Source organism: Mycobacterium sp. IDUB_36, from assembly GCF_055419225.1.
Window position 1 is genome coordinate 3,406,548 of the sequence record NZ_JBVAXH010000001.1, and the last position, 14,173, is coordinate 3,420,720.

General features: G+C 68.5%; 15 protein-coding genes. 10 read left to right on the forward strand and 5 right to left on the reverse strand.

What is annotated here, in order from left to right:
* Positions 1 to 8: 8 nt before the first annotated feature.
* Positions 9 to 1,169, forward strand: a complete 1,161-nt coding sequence (locus ACZYW1_RS16930) for a cystathionine gamma-synthase (RefSeq protein ID WP_463787339.1) — start codon at positions 9 to 11, stop codon at positions 1,167 to 1,169.
* Between the two features lie 16 nt (positions 1,170 to 1,185).
* Here ACZYW1_RS16930 and greA read toward each other — a convergent pair whose 3' ends face one another.
* Both greA and ACZYW1_RS16940 read right to left on the reverse strand, forming a co-directional pair.
* Positions 1,186 to 1,680 (reverse strand): transcription elongation factor GreA, encoded by a 495-nt coding sequence (gene greA, locus ACZYW1_RS16935; RefSeq protein WP_285190814.1) that lies wholly within the window; start codon positions 1,678 to 1,680, stop codon positions 1,186 to 1,188.
* 261 nt (positions 1,681 to 1,941) lie between these two features.
* On the reverse strand, positions 1,942 to 2,373 hold the full coding sequence (locus ACZYW1_RS16940) for a DUF4307 domain-containing protein (protein ID WP_463787340.1): 432 nt from the start codon (positions 2,371 to 2,373) through the stop codon (positions 1,942 to 1,944).
* A 124-nt stretch (positions 2,374 to 2,497) separates the two neighbouring features.
* Between ACZYW1_RS16940 and mca the strand changes: the two genes are divergently transcribed.
* From mca to ACZYW1_RS16965, 5 genes are all read left to right on the forward strand, one after another.
* Positions 2,498 to 3,370, forward strand: a complete 873-nt coding sequence (mca, locus tag ACZYW1_RS16945; RefSeq protein ID WP_463787341.1) for a mycothiol conjugate amidase Mca — start codon at positions 2,498 to 2,500, stop codon at positions 3,368 to 3,370.
* Positions 3,367 to 3,639, forward strand: a complete 273-nt coding sequence (locus ACZYW1_RS16950) for a hypothetical protein (RefSeq protein WP_463787342.1) — start codon at positions 3,367 to 3,369, stop codon at positions 3,637 to 3,639. The genes mca and ACZYW1_RS16950 overlap by 4 nt, the downstream gene beginning before the upstream one ends.
* The gene (locus ACZYW1_RS16955) at positions 3,623 to 5,605 is read left to right on the forward strand and encodes a thioredoxin domain-containing protein (RefSeq protein WP_463787865.1); all 1,983 of its coding nucleotides are present in this window, start codon (positions 3,623 to 3,625) and stop codon (positions 5,603 to 5,605) included. The genes ACZYW1_RS16950 and ACZYW1_RS16955 overlap by 17 nt, the downstream gene beginning before the upstream one ends.
* A gap of 140 nt (positions 5,606 to 5,745) precedes the next feature.
* Complete coding sequence (locus ACZYW1_RS16960) at positions 5,746 to 6,834, forward strand: FAD-binding domain-containing protein (RefSeq protein ID WP_463787343.1); 1,089 nt, start codon at positions 5,746 to 5,748, stop codon at positions 6,832 to 6,834.
* Between the two features lie 71 nt (positions 6,835 to 6,905).
* Entirely contained in the window at positions 6,906 to 7,277 is a 372-nt protein-coding gene (locus ACZYW1_RS16965; RefSeq protein WP_463787344.1) for a nuclear transport factor 2 family protein, read from the forward strand.
* Between the two features lie 12 nt (positions 7,278 to 7,289).
* Here the strand turns inward: ACZYW1_RS16965 and trhA are convergent, their stop codons facing one another.
* Positions 7,290 to 8,063 carry a PAQR family membrane homeostasis protein TrhA gene (gene trhA / locus ACZYW1_RS16970; protein WP_463787345.1) on the reverse strand — a complete coding sequence of 258 codons (774 nt, stop codon included), beginning with the start codon at positions 8,061 to 8,063 and terminating at the stop codon, positions 7,290 to 7,292.
* A 64-nt stretch (positions 8,064 to 8,127) separates the two neighbouring features.
* Between trhA and ACZYW1_RS16975 the strand changes: the two genes are divergently transcribed.
* The 3 genes from ACZYW1_RS16975 (at position 8,128) to ACZYW1_RS16985 (ending at position 10,948) form a co-directional block, all read left to right on the forward strand.
* A complete protein-coding gene (locus ACZYW1_RS16975) occupies positions 8,128 to 8,931 on the forward strand; it encodes a (2Z,6E)-farnesyl diphosphate synthase (protein ID WP_463787346.1) in 804 nt (267 codons plus the stop codon).
* A 19-nt stretch (positions 8,932 to 8,950) separates the two neighbouring features.
* On the forward strand, positions 8,951 to 10,315 hold the full coding sequence (locus ACZYW1_RS16980; RefSeq protein ID WP_463787347.1) for a hypothetical protein: 1,365 nt from the start codon (positions 8,951 to 8,953) through the stop codon (positions 10,313 to 10,315).
* Positions 10,316 to 10,525: 210 nt separating this feature from the next.
* Entirely contained in the window at positions 10,526 to 10,948 is a 423-nt protein-coding gene (locus ACZYW1_RS16985; RefSeq protein ID WP_463787348.1) for a hypothetical protein, read from the forward strand.
* Between the two features lie 76 nt (positions 10,949 to 11,024).
* Here ACZYW1_RS16985 and ACZYW1_RS16990 read toward each other — a convergent pair whose 3' ends face one another.
* Together ACZYW1_RS16990 and coaA are read right to left on the reverse strand one after the other, a co-directional pair.
* Positions 11,025 to 11,849 carry an NHL repeat-containing protein gene (locus ACZYW1_RS16990; RefSeq protein ID WP_463787349.1) on the reverse strand — a complete coding sequence of 275 codons (825 nt, stop codon included), beginning with the start codon at positions 11,847 to 11,849 and terminating at the stop codon, positions 11,025 to 11,027.
* A 17-nt stretch (positions 11,850 to 11,866) separates the two neighbouring features.
* On the reverse strand, positions 11,867 to 12,805 hold the full coding sequence (gene coaA / locus ACZYW1_RS16995) for a type I pantothenate kinase (RefSeq protein WP_463787350.1): 939 nt from the start codon (positions 12,803 to 12,805) through the stop codon (positions 11,867 to 11,869).
* A 134-nt stretch (positions 12,806 to 12,939) separates the two neighbouring features.
* On the opposite strand from coaA, the gene ACZYW1_RS17000 reads away from it, so the two are divergent.
* Positions 12,940 to 14,148, forward strand: a complete 1,209-nt coding sequence (locus tag ACZYW1_RS17000; protein ID WP_463787351.1) for a DUF885 domain-containing protein — start codon at positions 12,940 to 12,942, stop codon at positions 14,146 to 14,148.
* Positions 14,149 to 14,173: the final 25 nt, after the last annotated feature.

The window sequence follows — 14,173 nt, forward strand, 5'->3', positions numbered from 1 at the left end:
GGTCGTCGATGAGCGACCACGAACTCTTCGCAAAAGCGGGACAGGCCACCAGGGCCATCCACGCCGGTTACCGTCCCGACCCGGCGACCGGTGCGGTGAACGCGCCGATCTACGCCAGCAGCACGTTCGCCCAAGACGGCGTCGGCGGTCTGCGCGGCGGATTCGAGTACGCCCGCACCGGCAATCCGACCCGCAAGGCGCTGGAAACCGCGCTGGCCGCCGTCGAGGACGGCACCTTCGGCCGCGCGTTCAGCTCCGGGATGGCGGCCAGCGACTGCGTGTTGCGCGCGGTGCTGCGCCCCGGCGATCACGTGGTGATACCCGACGACGCGTACGGCGGGACGTTCCGGCTGATCGACAAGGTCTTCACGCAGTGGGGTGTGCACCACACCCCGGTCGCGCTGTCCGATCTCGACGCGGTGCGGGCGGCGGTCACACCGCAGACCCGGCTGATCTGGGTCGAGACGCCCACCAACCCGCTGCTGTCGATCGCCGATATCGCCGGGATCGCCCAGATCGGCGCCGATACCGGTGCAAAAGTGTTGGTGGACAACACTTTCGCCTCACCTGCGTTGCAGCAGCCGTTGACCCTCGGCGCTGACATCGTGTTGCACTCCACCACGAAATACATCGGCGGACACTCCGACGTGGTCGGCGGCGCGCTGGTCACCAGCGACGAGGAGCTGGACGCCGCGTTCGGATTCCTGCAGAACGGCGCCGGTGCGGTGCCGGGGCCGTTCGACGCCTACCTGACTCTGCGCGGCCTCAAGACGCTGGTGCTACGGATGCAGCGGCACAGTGAAAACGCCGCTGCGGTAGCGCATTTCCTCGCCGAGCACCCGTCGGTGGACGTGGTGCTGTACCCGGGGCTGCCGGATCATCCCGGACATCAGGTCGCCGCGCGGCAGATGCACGGGTTCGGCGGCATGGTGTCGGTGCGGATGCGCGGCGGGCGCGCCGCCGCCCAGACACTGTGCGCCAACACCCGGGTGTTCATCCTTGCCGAGTCGCTCGGCGGGGTGGAGTCGTTGATCGAGCACCCCGGGGCGATGACGCACGCGTCGACGGCCGGTTCGCAGTTGGAAGTTCCCGACGACCTGGTGCGGCTGTCGGTCGGCATCGAGGACATCGCCGACCTGATCGCCGACCTGGAGCAGGCGCTCGGCTAACGTCCCGCGGGCGCCGCTAGGAGTGGTACGGCTCCGCGCTGACCAGCGTCACCTTGACGGTGTTGCCGTTGGGCACGGTGTAGCTGCGGGTCTCGCCTTCTTTGGCGTCGATCAGCGCGCCGCCCAGCGGTGAGGCGGGCGAGTAGACCTCGAGCTTGCCGTCGTGCACGGCCTGCTCCCGGGTGCCGATCAGGAATGTCTCGGTGTCGGACTTGTCGCCGTCGTAGTACACCTTGACCACCGATCCGGGCAGTGCGACGCCCGACTGCTTCGGGGCTTCGCCGACCTTCGCGTTGTTCAGCAGGTCCTGCAGCTGGCGAATCCGCGCCTCCTGCTGGCCCTGCTCTTCGCGCGCGGCGTGGTAGCCGCCGTTCTCACGCAGGTCGCCTTCCTCGCGGCGGTCGTTGATCTCCGCTGCGATGACCGGACGGTTCGCGATCAACTGATCGAGCTCGGCCTTCAGTCGGTCGTGTGACTCCTGGGTCAACCAGGTCACCTGGGTGTCCGTCATCTCGTCGTGCTCCTTGTTGTGTCAAACGGGCGGATGTCCGCCTCTGCAGGCTGTCGGTCGTACTGCCGGGCGGTGGCACCGCGTGTACTGCCGACCCCAGTAGTCGGGTGTACCCCCTGCGCGGCGCATCTGGCCGCTAATGCAGCAATACACGGTCCCAGCCGGAACCGTGCATCGGACCAGCTTACCACCGTGACGGAGCCAGACGACGGCATTTCCGCAGTTCGGCCTTCGTCAGCGAGTTTGCCGGGGCGGCGATGTCTAGGGCGCGCGCAGGTAGCCGGGCACATCGGTGCCGCAGCCGTAGACGTCGCCGACGACGGCCGGCTTGCTGGACTTCAGCACCGTCGTCACCTGGACCGTTGCCCGAGGTGACGGCGGGACCAGCACCTCGCGCCGGCCGGTCTCGCTGCCGTCTTTCGCGCGGACCCGGACGATGCAATCGACCGGGCGGGACGGGTCTTTTCGCGTCACGCTGATCGTTACTGACACGGTCTGGCTGTCGATCAGCCGATAGCCGGCCAGCGTCCCCTCGACGTCGCTGCGGCCGAGCCGCAGATAGCCGATGGCGGCGACGACGACTCCGACCACCGCGACCACGATGGCGAGCTGGGAGGCACGACGCTGTGACGGGCGCAGCGAGCGGCCGCGGCCGTACCGGGTATGCGGTGTCGACGAGGAGGAGTCGGTCATGATGTGTGGCGGTCGGTGCCGGGGGCCCGGCCACGGGAGCGGGCTGGGGACCCGGAATCCGGGATGGAACTATTAGGCCTGGAACTATAGGCGCAGACGACAGCAGCACACAGTCAGGGAGCACGTGAGCGAACTGCGGTTGATGGCGGTTCACGCCCACCCGGACGACGAGTCCAGTAAGGGCGCAGCCACCCTTGCCCGCTACGCGGACGAGGGACACCGGGTGTTGGTGGTGACCCTGACCGGCGGAGAGCGCGGCGACATCCTCAACCCGGCGATGGACCTGCCGGAGGTGCACGGGCGAATCGCGGACGTCCGTCGCGACGAGATGGCCAAGGCCGCCGAGATCCTGGGCGTCGAGCACACCTGGCTGGGCTTCGTCGACTCCGGTCTGCCACAGGGAGATCCGCTGCCGCCGCTGCCGGCGGATTGCTTCGCGCTGGTCCCGCTGGAGGTGTCCACCGAGGCCCTGGTCCGGGTGGTGCGCGAGTTCCGCCCGCACGTGATGACCACCTACGACGAGAACGGCGGCTACCCGCACCCCGATCACATTCGCTGCCACCAGGTTTCGGTGGCCGCTTACGAGGCGGCCGGGGATTACCGCCGCTTCCCGGACGCCGGCCCGGTGTGGTCGGTCGCCAAGCTGTACTACAACCACGGGTTCCTCCGTCAGCGCATGCAGCGGCTACAGGACGAGTTCGCCAAGCGCGGGCAGACCGGGCCGTTCGAGAAGTGGCTCAAGCACTGGGATCCCGCGCACGACGTGCACGCCGACCGGGTGACCACGCGCGTCGAGTGCTCGGCGTACTTCTCGCAGCGCGACGACGCGCTGCGGGCGCACGCCACCCAGATCGATCCGCAGGGCGACTTCTTCGCCGCGCCGATCTCCTGGCAGCAGGAGCTGTGGCCGACCGAGGAGTTCGAGCTGGCCCGCTCGCGCGTGCCGGTGCGGCTGCCGGAGACAGACCTGTTCGCCGGAATCGAGGACGAGTTGTGACGCACCTCTACCTGGCCGGCTGGGCGTTGCTGGCTGATCAGGGCCCGCGCAACAGCGGGCCCGACTTCGGCAAGGCCAGCCCGTTCGGCCTGCTGCTCGTGGTGCTGCTGCTGATCGCGGTGGTGTTTCTGGTGCGCTCGATGAACCGCCACCTGAAGAAGCTGCCGGAATCGTTCGACCCACAGCATCCCGAGCCGGATCAGGCCGTCGACGACGGCACCATCGACCAGCCACCGCATGAGCCGCCGCACCATGAGTCCGGGGGCTAACCAGCTCGCCGGGGCAGCCAGTCCCTACCTTCGCCAGCACGCCGACAACCCGGTGCACTGGCAGCAGTGGTCGCCGGCCGCACTGGCCTGGGCGGCGGAGCGCGACGTGCCGATCCTGCTCTCGATCGGGTACGCCGCGTGCCATTGGTGCCACGTGATGGCCCACGAATCCTTCGACGACGCCGACGTGGCTGCCGCGATGAACGCCGGGTTCGTCTGCGTGAAAGTGGACCGCGAGGAGCGCCCCGACATCGACGCGGTCTACATGAACGCCACCGTGGCGCTGACCGGGCAGGGCGGGTGGCCGATGACCTGCTTCCTGACGCCCGACGGCCGGCCATTCTTCTGCGGCACCTACTACCCCAAAGCTGCTTTTCTGCAATTACTTTCAGCGGTGTCGACGACGTGGAAAGACCGTCGGGCCGATGTCGAGCAGACCTCCGATCAGATCGCGACCGAGCTGCGGTCGATGTCGGGTTCGTTCGGCGGCGGGCCGGCCGTCGAACCCGATCTGTGCGACCACGCGGTCGCCGCGGTGCTGCGCGACGAGGACACCGCGCGCGGTGGATTCGGTGGCGCACCGAAGTTCCCGCCGTCGGCGTTGCTGGAGGCGTTGCTGCGGCACTGGGAGCGCACCGGATCACCACCGGCGCTGGCTGCCGTTCAGCGCGCCGGGACCGCGATGGCCCGCGGCGGCATCTACGACCAGTTGGCCGGTGGTTTCGCCCGCTACAGCGTCGACAATGACTGGGTGGTACCGCATTTCGAAAAAATGCTGTACGACAACGCGTTGCTGTTGCGCGCCTACGCGCACTGGGCCCGTCGAACCGGTGACCCGCTGGCCCGTCGCGTCACCGCCGAGACCGCCCACTTCCTGCTCGACGAGTTGCGTGACGGCTCCCTGTTCACCTCGTCACTGGACGCCGACGCCGACGGCCGCGAGGGGTCGACCTACGTGTGGACGCCCAAGCAGCTTGCCGAAACCCTGGGCGAGCGCGACGGGCAGTGGGCCGCTTCGGTTTTCGCCGTGACGTCGACCGGCACCTTCGAAGACGGCGCATCGGTCCTGCAACGGCCGGCCGACGCGGCTGATCCGGCCCGCTTCGAGCGGGTGCGGTCGGCGTTGCTGGCCGCCCGGCGGGGTCGGCCGCAGCCGGGCCGCGACGACAAGATCGTCACCGGCTGGAACGGGCTGGCGGTCACCGCGCTGGCCGAGGCCAGTGTGGCGCTGGCCGCGCCCGAATTGGCCGACGCCGCAGCCGATTGCGCGTCGGCACTGACCGCGCTGCATCTGGTGGACGGACGGCTGCGTCGGGCCAGCCTGGGTGGCGTGGTGGGCGAGAGCGCCGCGATCCTGGAGGACCACGCGATGCTGGCCACCGGGCTGCTCGCGCTGTATCAGCTCAGCGGCCGGGTTCGATGGTTGTCCACCGCCACCGACCTACTCGATATTGCCTTGGCGCACTTCGCCGATCACGACAACCCGGGCCGCTGGTTCGACAGCGCCGACGACGGCGAGCGACTGCTGCTTCGACCCGCCGACCCGTACGACGGCGCCACACCGTCGGGCGCATCATCGATCGCCGAGGCCCTGCTGACCGCGGCCCACCTCAGCGATGCCGAGCGCTACCGCCAGGCGGTAACCGATGCGCTGCAGGCACATTCGCCGCTACTGGCCCGCGCGCCCCGTTCGGCCGGCCACTGGCTGGCGGTCGCCGAGGCAGCCGTTCGCGGGCCGCTGCAGATCGCGGTGGCCTGCGCCGGCCCGGACTCGCCGCTGCTGACCGATGCCCGCCGGCTGGCCCCCGGCGGTGCGATCGTCGTCGGCGGCGCAGTGGATTTTTCGGAGCTGCTCGCCGGCCGCGACCGGGTCGCCGGGGCCGATGCCGCTTACGTGTGCCGCGGCCAGGTCTGCGATCTACCGGTCACCAGCGCCGAAGCACTGGCTGCGTCGCTCGCCCGGTGACGATGCGGTCGGTGGTGTTCTGGTGCGCTCGATGAACCGGCACCTGAAGAAGCTGCGGAATCGTTTGACTCGCAGCACGAGTCCGGCTGAGCCGCGCTGACCACAGAGCCGTGTCGGAGCAGCTGCCTAAACTCGGCAGCGTGTCGCCGTTCCCCGCCTCCCGCTCGGAAATCCTCGATCGAATATCGCGCATCGACGCCGCCACCTATGCCCGGCAGCGCAACTTCACCGACGGCGGAACGGAGATCTCGCCCTTCCTTACGCGCGGGTTGGTCACGCTGCCCGAGGTGCGCGACCTGATCCTCTCCCGGCACTCACCTAGTGCGGCGTATAAGTTCGTCTTCGAGTTGGCCTGGCGCGAGTATTGGCAGCGGGAATGGACATTCCTCGGCGATTCCATCTTCAGCGACCTCAAGCGACCTCAGCACCCAGTCAGCTCGCGTCGCATCCCGCGGGCAGTGCTTGACGCCGACACCGGAATCGAGGCCCTCGATGACGCCGTGCGAAATCTCTACGCGACCGGGTACATGCACAACCACGAGCGCATGTGGTTGGCCGGTCTGATCTGCAACATCGGTCGTACGCACTGGTGGCAACCCAGTCGGTGGCTGTACTACCACCTGCTCGACGGTGATCCGGCGAGCAACATGCTGTCGTGGCAGTGGGTGGCCGGCACCAACAGCCACAAGAAGTATGTGCCCGCCCAGACGAACGTCAACAAGTACTCGCCGCGCAAGCAACACGGAACTTTCATCGACCACGGCTACGGCGCGCTGGCCGATATGGCCGTACCCGATCGGCTCGGTGAACGCGCCGACCTCGAACTGAGCTGGCTGCCGCCGGCATCCGGCGGCAGGCCGTCGATCGATCCGTCCAAGCCGACGCTGCTCTATCACCCGTTCTGGCTGAATGCGAGCTGGCGCGAACACGAAGATGCCAACCGCCTCGTCGTGTTCGAGCCCAGCTGGTTCGCACGGTTCCCCGTCGCCCCGCACGTGACGGAGTACCTCGTGCGCTGTGCGCGGGAAATCCCCGGCGCGCACATCGTCGTCGCCGATTTCGACGATCTGCAGCTCGGCGACCGCCTCGCATTCATGCGCCATCCCTCGGTCTCGCACTGGCGCGGAATCGGCGACGAGATGCCACGGATGTTCCCCCGGGTCCCGGAGAAGTCCTACAGCTCGTTCACAAGTTTCTGGAAACAGTGTCAAAAAACGCTCAGCCGGTAAGCCGGCCTCAGACCGGATGATGAGCCGGTGACACTACGGGCCATCGAATCCCGCCCGGTAACGTGCCTTCCATGCCAAGCGCGGAACAGATCACCGAAGTCGTCAACCGCTACATCAGCCTGGTCAACAGCGGCACCGCGGACGATCTTGTCGAGTTGTACGCCGACGACGCCACCGTCGAGGATCCGGTCGGCGGTGAGGTGCACATCGGGCGCCACGCCATCCACGGCTTCTACTCGGCGATGGAGGCGGTGCAGCGGCAGTGCGAGTTGGTCACGCTGCGGGTGGCCGGTCACGAGGCGGCATTCCATTTCAAGCTCACCATCACCGCGGGCGACAGCCGGATGGTGATCGAGCCGATCGACGTGATGGTGTTCGACGGCGAAGGCAAGATCGCGGCGATGAAGGCCTACTGGTCGCCGGAGAGCGTCACGCAGCTCTAGCGCGCCTCCGCTCTAGCGCGCCAGCGGTACGTCGACGTTGAACACCGCGAACCAGATCGCGATGTAGTGGCAGATCGCGGCCACCGCGGTGCAGGCGTGGAAGAACTCGTGATAGCCGAACGTGTGCGGCCACGGATCCGGCCAGTGCATCGCGTACATGATGCCGCCGATGCTGTAGAGCGCACCGCCGACGGCCAGCAACACCATCGCGGCCACTCCGGCGTTGTGCAGGATCACCGCGATGTAGAACGCCGAGACCCAGCCGAGGGCCAGGTAGAGCGGCACGCCAACCCACCTCGGCGCGGCCGGCCAGCACAGCTTGAGCAGCACCCCGGCCAGCGCGCCGCCCCAGACCATCCACAGCACCAGCTCGCCGGAGTCGTGCGGCATGGCCAGTAACGCGAACGGTGTGTAGGTGCCGGCGATCAGCACGAAGATCATCGAGTGGTCGAGCCGCTTCATCCACATGCGGGCCTGCGGCGACTTCCAGGTGACCCGGTGGTAGACCGCGCTGGTGGTGAACATGCCGACGACGGCGACGGTGTAGATGAACGTCGCCAGACCCGCCTTGAGGCCTTCCATCGGCCACGACACCGCGATCAGCGAGGCGCCGGCGAACAGCGCGATGACCGCCGACACCAAGTGAATCCAGCCCCGCGCCCGGGGCTTGACCAACGCCTGCGCGGTGTCCTTGACACCCTCGGCGATGTGTTCGGCGACGTCTCCCACGCCGTGCGGAGTGTCCGTGTCGTGAGCCGTGGTGGCCACGTCGGTCTCGCGACTCAATCGCCCTCCATGAGTTGCGGCAGATCGCCGATGAGCATTGTGGCCCACAGTAATCTGGTTCCCTGTGGAGATCATCCCGCCGCGCGTCAAGGAACCGTTGTATCGGCTCTACGAGCTGCGGCTGCGGCAGGGACTGGCGGCGTCGAAGTCGGCGCTGCCGCGTCACATCGCGGTGCTGTGCGACGGTAACCGGCGCTGGGCGCGCGACGCCGGCTACGAGGATGTCTCCTACGGCTACCGGATGGGCGCGGCCAAGATCGCCGAGATGCTGCGGTGGTGCCAGGATGCCGGCATCGAAATGGCCACGGTGTATCTGCTGTCCACCGAGAACCTGCGTCGTGACCCGGCCGAACTCGCCGCGCTGATCGAGATCATCACCGACGTGGTGGAGGAGATCTGCGCCCCGGTCAACGGCTGGAGCGTGCGGACGGTCGGCGACCTGGAGCTGATCGGCGAGGAGCCCGCCCGTCGGCTGCGCGACGCCGTCAACGGCACCGAGGGCACCGCCGCCACCGGCAACGCCAGCTTCCACGTCAACGTCGCGGTCGGATACGGCGGCCGACAGGAGATCGCCGAGGCGGTGCGCGGACTGCTCGGCAAGGCGCTGGCCGACGGTGCCAGCGGCGAGGAGCTCATCGAAGCCGTCACCGTCGATGCGATCTCCGAGAACCTGTACACCTCCGGCCAGCCCGATCCCGACCTGGTGATCCGAACCTCGGGGGAGCAGCGGTTGTCCGGCTTTCTGCTGTGGCAGAGCGCCTATTCGGAGATGTGGTTCGCCGAGGCGCACTGGCCCGCGTTCCGCCGGGTCGACTTCCTGCGCGCGCTGCGCGATTACAGCTTGCGACACCGCCGCTACGGCGCCTGAGGCATGTAAGACTGAGGGCATGGCTGCGCTCTCAGCTTTCGTGTTCTCGCTGAGTTGGTGGCTGGGGCTGTATCTGCTGGCCCGCAATCCGCGCAAGCCGGTACTGGTGTTCTCCGCGGTGGGACTGTGCAGCTTCGCGATGGCGGTGGCGCTGGATGCCGTGCGCCTGGTGACGCACTCCGCGTTTCTCGGCCACGTGGAGATCTATCTGGTCGCCGTGCCCGGGGTCGCCTGGTTCGCGGTTCTCGTCGAGTTGGCCCGCCCGGGGGACAGCGGCCGGGGACGCTCCGTCGAGGTGCTCGCGGTCGGTGTCGTCGCGGCCCTGACGCTGGCGGGAGCGGCGGTAGCCGGCACCGTCGCGGGTCCGCTGCGGGTCGGTCATGTGCTGATGTGCCTGGTGATTTCGGTGTCCACGCTGTACGCGATGGTCGCCGCCCTGGTGCGCCGCACGCAGACGATCCCGGTCGTCGGGCTGATCGTCACCGCGACGATGTTCTTCGCGTTGGCCAACGCGATCCTGATCATTCCGCTGGGTGTGGTGCCGAGTTGGCTGGCGCTGGCGTCGACGGGCTGTGACGTCTTCTGCCTGGGTGTGGCGGTGGCGCTGTGGGACGCCTTCGACGAGGGTCAGGCGCTGCGGGCGGACATGCTGCGCTCGTTCACCGGCACCGGCATGGTGGTCGCGCTGATCGGCGGCCAGATGCTGGTCGCGATCGAGTTGACCCGCGGACAGCGCGGCGCGCAGATCGCGCTGACCGTGCTGCTGTTCACCAGCCTGGCGATCGCGGCGTCGGTGCAGGTGCTCGCCGATCCACTAGCCGGCCTGCTCGACCGGATGGTGTTCTCGCGGGCCCCGTTGCTGCGGGCGGATCGAGAGACGTTGCGCCGCACCCAGTCCGCGTTGCCGTTGCGGCTGGCCGATCCGCTGGACGGCTTCGACGACGACAGCTTCGCGCGGCTGACCCGTCGAGCACTGGGGCACTACGGCGACCTGTCCAAGCTGGTGGCCAACCCGCTGACCGCGCTGCCCGCCATCGATGAGCGACTGGCCGCCCGCGGCGCCCCGGATCAGCCGCTGGAGCGCGCCATCGAACTCAAGGCGCTGCTGGCCGACCGGATCGCGGCGCTCAAGCCGCGCGACAGCGGTGACTTCGGCACCAGTGAGCAATGGCGCCACTACAACTCGTTGTATTTCCCGTACGTCGTCGGGGTGCGCGCCTACGCCCAGAACGCCACCGCGGCGGGCCTGGACCCGACCGCCCGGCAAGCGTGGCAGTGGCTCGTCACCGACGTGCCGCAACGCTCGCTGCACAACTGGCAGAACGCCGCCGCGAAGCTGATCGCCGCCGATCTTCGCGGCCGGGTGATGGTCCCCAGCGAGTAGCGGACCCGGGGTGGTCGCCCGCTCAACCCGGGGCGAGGCGCGCGATCCGGCCGCTCGGGTCTGCTTAGACCGGCTAGGCACGGAATACGTGGTCGGAATCACACCGTTGACCTGCGCATGGCAGTGCCTGGCAGTGCCACGTGTCGATCTGGCAGTCGCCGATCGGCAGGCTCAGAGGTGTTCGATCCCATAGCTGCAAGGAGTTCCGACATGACCGCTGTTACTCCACTGGCCGCCAGGCCATTCGACGACTCGACCGACTCCCTGTTGCGCTTCGGCATGCGGCTCGACGCGACTCTGAGCGGAGCGGTCGGCTTGTTCATCGCGCTGATGGCGGACTCGATTTCGTCGGTGACCGGTCTGACCTCGGTCGCCGAGTTCATCGGGGGCGCCCTGCTGGTGTTCTGCGGCCTCGCTGTGTACGGGCTCGCCGCGGTCCCCGACCTGCGTCGGGTCGGGATCGCCGTCATCGTCGGCAACATCGTCCTGACGGTCGCGGCGCTGGCCGTGCTCGCCACCGGCGTGCTGCCGCTGACCGAGACCGGCGTGGCCGCCACCGTGGTCGGCAGCGGTTACTTCGCGCTGATGGGCTACCTGCAATACCTCGGAGTGCGCCGCCTCCCAACGGCGTAGCTCCCGTCCCGCCGGTGCGGGGCGCCGCTGTCAGAGGTTGCGGCGAGCGTCCCCGCATCGGCCTGTTGGGATGAAGTCAGTCCGCGGCCAGTTTGACGATTCGGGCGTTCATCGAGTCGGCGACGTAGACGTTGCCGGCGGGATCGACCGCAACCCCGTCCGGCCAGGACAGCCCCGCCAACGGCAGCGCGACTTGGCTGGTCGATCCCGTGCGCAGGGCCAGCACCCGCCGGTTGTTGTGGTCGGCGACGTAGACGCTGCCGTCGTTGCCCACCGCGACACCGGTCGGCTGGTTCAACCCAGTGAACGGCAGGTCGGTCTGACTTCCACCGGCGAGCTTCACCACGCGGTCACCGTGGGTCTGGGTGTCGCTGACGAAGACGCTCCCGGCGCCGTCGACCGCCACGCCCTGGACGATGTCCACTCCGGTCAGCGGCAGCACGGTCTGGCTGGTCGATCCCGCAGCGAGTTCGACGACCTGATGCAGTCGGCGGTCGGCCACGTACACGTTGCCCGCGCCGTCCACCGTCAGGGCCCGCGGGTCGACCAGTCCGGTGAACGGCAGCTCGGTCTGGGCGGCGTCGGGCGCCAGCTTCAGAACTTTCCCGGCGCCGGGATAGCCGGAGGTGAAATAGCTGACGTAGACGCTGCCGGCGGTGTCGACGGCCACGCCGGTGAGGTTCTGCAGTCCGGTGAACGGCAGCTCGGTCTGGGTGCCCGATCCGGCGGCGAGCTTCAGCACCCGGCGGTGTCCGGCGTCGGTGACGTAGACGTCGCCGCTCGCGCTGACCGCGACGCCGTTCGGGTCCTTCAGGCCGCTGAACGGCAGGTCCAGCTGTCGGGTGGCCGAAGCGGATCCCGGCGGGCCGAGCGTGGCGAGCACCAGGGCCGCCACGGTCACTGCGATCTGGCGTGGCCTCACAACTTGCGCAGCCGCAGCCGGTTGATCGAATGGTCGGCGTCCTTGCGCAGCACCAGGGTGGCTCGCGGCCGGGTGGGCAGGATGTTCTCGATCAGGTTGGGCCGGTTGATCGATCGCCAGATGTCGCGCGCGGCGATGTCGGCCTGCTGGTCGGTGAGCCCCGCGTAGTGATGGAAGTGCGACGCCGGGTTGGCGAACGCCGTCGAACGCATGGCCAGGAACCGCGAGATGTACCAGCCTTCGATGTCCTCGATCCGCGCGTCGACGTAAAGCGAGAAGTCGAACAGATCCGAGACCATCAGCGTCGGCCCGGTCTGCAACACGTTGAGGCCTTCGAGTATCAGGATGTCGGGGTGGCGCACCACCTGCTTGGCGTCCGGCACCCGGTCGTAGTGCAGGTGCGAATACACCGGGGCGCACACGTAGTCCGATCCCGACTTCACCGACGTCACGAACCGCATCAACGCACGCCGGTCGTAGCTCTCCGGGAAGCCCTTGCGATGCATCAGGTTTCGGCGATTCAGCTCGGAGTTGGGATACAGGAATCCGTCGGTGGTGACCAGGTCGACCCGCGGATGGTGATCCCAGCGGGCCAGCAGCGCCTGCAGCACGCGGGCCGTGGTCGACTTGCCGACCGCGACGCTGCCGGCCACCCCGATGATGAACGGCACCGGCCGGTCCGGGTTCTGCTGCGGCTCGCCGAGGAACTCGGCGGTGGCCGAGAACAACCCCTGCCGGGCCGCGACCTGCAGATGCAGCAGTCGGGCGAGCGGCAGGTAGACCTCTTCGACCTCGCGCAGGTTGACCTGTTCGCCGATACCGCGCAGGCCGACGATTTCCTCTTCGGTCAGCGGCTGCGGCGTCGACATGCGGAGCGCGCGCCATTGACTTCGATCGAACTCCACATAGGGGCTCGGCTCGCTGGCCCGCGGCATGAGAGCCAGTCTTGCAGCCCCACGCGTGCCGTGGGCGGGTGGGGCGACCGGAAAGCCGAGACCGGTGGGCGCGCGCGACGACGTTGCCGCCGCGAAGCGGCGGAGCAGAAGTCAGGCAAATAGACTCGGCAGGCGTGGACCCTGACGCGCTGATCCGCGAGTACCTGCTCCTCGGTTTGCGTTTCGACCGGATCGAGCCGGGCTACGTCGACGCCTTCACCGGTGACCCGGCGCTGCGCCAGGCGGTGGCCGGCGAGCCTGCCCCCGACCCGGCCGAGCTGGCCCGTCAAGCCGCCCGGTTGATCGCGGCGTTACCGGATGTGCCGCGCCACAACGGATTCGACTCGCAACGCGCGGAGTACGTGGGCGCCCACCTGCGTGCGCTGGAATGCGCGGCCCGCAAGTTCGCCGGTGCCGACATCGGCTTCGTCGACGAAGTCCACGCCTACTTCGACGTCCGCATCGGCAAGGGCGATACCGAGTCCTACCGGCAGGCGCATGCCCGCCTCGACGAGGCGCTGGGCGGCACCGGCCCTTTGGCCGACCGAATGGAGGCACATCGCGTCGGCGAAGAGATCCCGCCGGACCGTTTGGCGGCAAGCATCGATGCGTTCTCCAGCGCGCTGCGCGACCGGGTTCGCGCCGAATATCCGCTGCCCGACACCGAAACCGTCGACTACCAGGTGGTCACCGACAAGCCGTGGTCAGGCTTCAACTACTACCTGGGCGACTACCGCTCGACGGTGGCCGTCAACGCCGACCTCAAACAGCTGATGTCCAACCTGCCGCGGCTGGTGGCCCACGAGTCCTACCCGGGCCACCACACCGAGCACTGCCGCAAAGAGGCGGGTCTGGTGCACCGCCGGGGCCAGGCCGAGCAGACCATCTTTCTGGTCAACACCCCGCAATGCCTGATGGCCGAGGGCCTGGCCGACCTGGCGTTGTACGCCGCGATCGGTCCGGGCTGGGGGAGTTGGGCGACCGAGATCTACGCCGACCTCGGTCTGCGTTTCGACGGCGAGCGTGCCGAAGCGGTGTCCGAGGCCTCCGCGGCCCTGGCCGGGGTACGTCAGGACGCGGCCCTGATGCTGCACGACGAGCATCGCGACGCCGACGAGGTCGCCGAGTTCCTGCGGCGCTGGCTGCTGGTCAACGACACCCGGGCCCGGCAGATGCTGCGCTTCCTGTCCTCGCCACTGTGGCGGGCGTACACCAGCACCTACGTCGAGGGGTACCGGCTGCTGCGCGGCTGGTTGGACGACCGGCCCGCCGACGCAAGCCTTGTCGAACGGTTCGGCCGCTTGCTCGACGAGCCGTTCGTGCCGTCGACGATGCCCGCTTAGACTGGCGGGCGTGACTGCCGCACCC

What these genes read in the sequence shown, in the direction of transcription:
- ACZYW1_RS16930 (WP_463787339.1), top strand. Translation starts at nt 9, where the DNA reads ATGAGCGACCACGAACTCTTCGCAAAAGCGGGACAGGCCACCAGGGCC.
- greA (WP_285190814.1), bottom strand. Translation starts at nt 1,680, where the DNA reads ATGACGGACACCCAGGTGACCTGGTTGACCCAGGAGTCACACGACCGA.
- ACZYW1_RS16940 (WP_463787340.1), bottom strand. Translation starts at nt 2,373, where the DNA reads ATGACCGACTCCTCCTCGTCGACACCGCATACCCGGTACGGCCGCGGC.
- ACZYW1_RS16955 (WP_463787865.1), top strand. Translation starts at nt 3,623, where the DNA reads ATGAGTCCGGGGGCTAACCAGCTCGCCGGGGCAGCCAGTCCCTACCTT.
- ACZYW1_RS16965 (WP_463787344.1), top strand. Translation starts at nt 6,906, where the DNA reads ATGCCAAGCGCGGAACAGATCACCGAAGTCGTCAACCGCTACATCAGC.
- ACZYW1_RS16980 (WP_463787347.1), top strand. Translation starts at nt 8,951, where the DNA reads ATGGCTGCGCTCTCAGCTTTCGTGTTCTCGCTGAGTTGGTGGCTGGGG.
- ACZYW1_RS16985 (WP_463787348.1), top strand. Translation starts at nt 10,526, where the DNA reads ATGACCGCTGTTACTCCACTGGCCGCCAGGCCATTCGACGACTCGACC.
- coaA (WP_463787350.1), bottom strand. Translation starts at nt 12,805, where the DNA reads ATGCCGCGGGCCAGCGAGCCGAGCCCCTATGTGGAGTTCGATCGAAGT.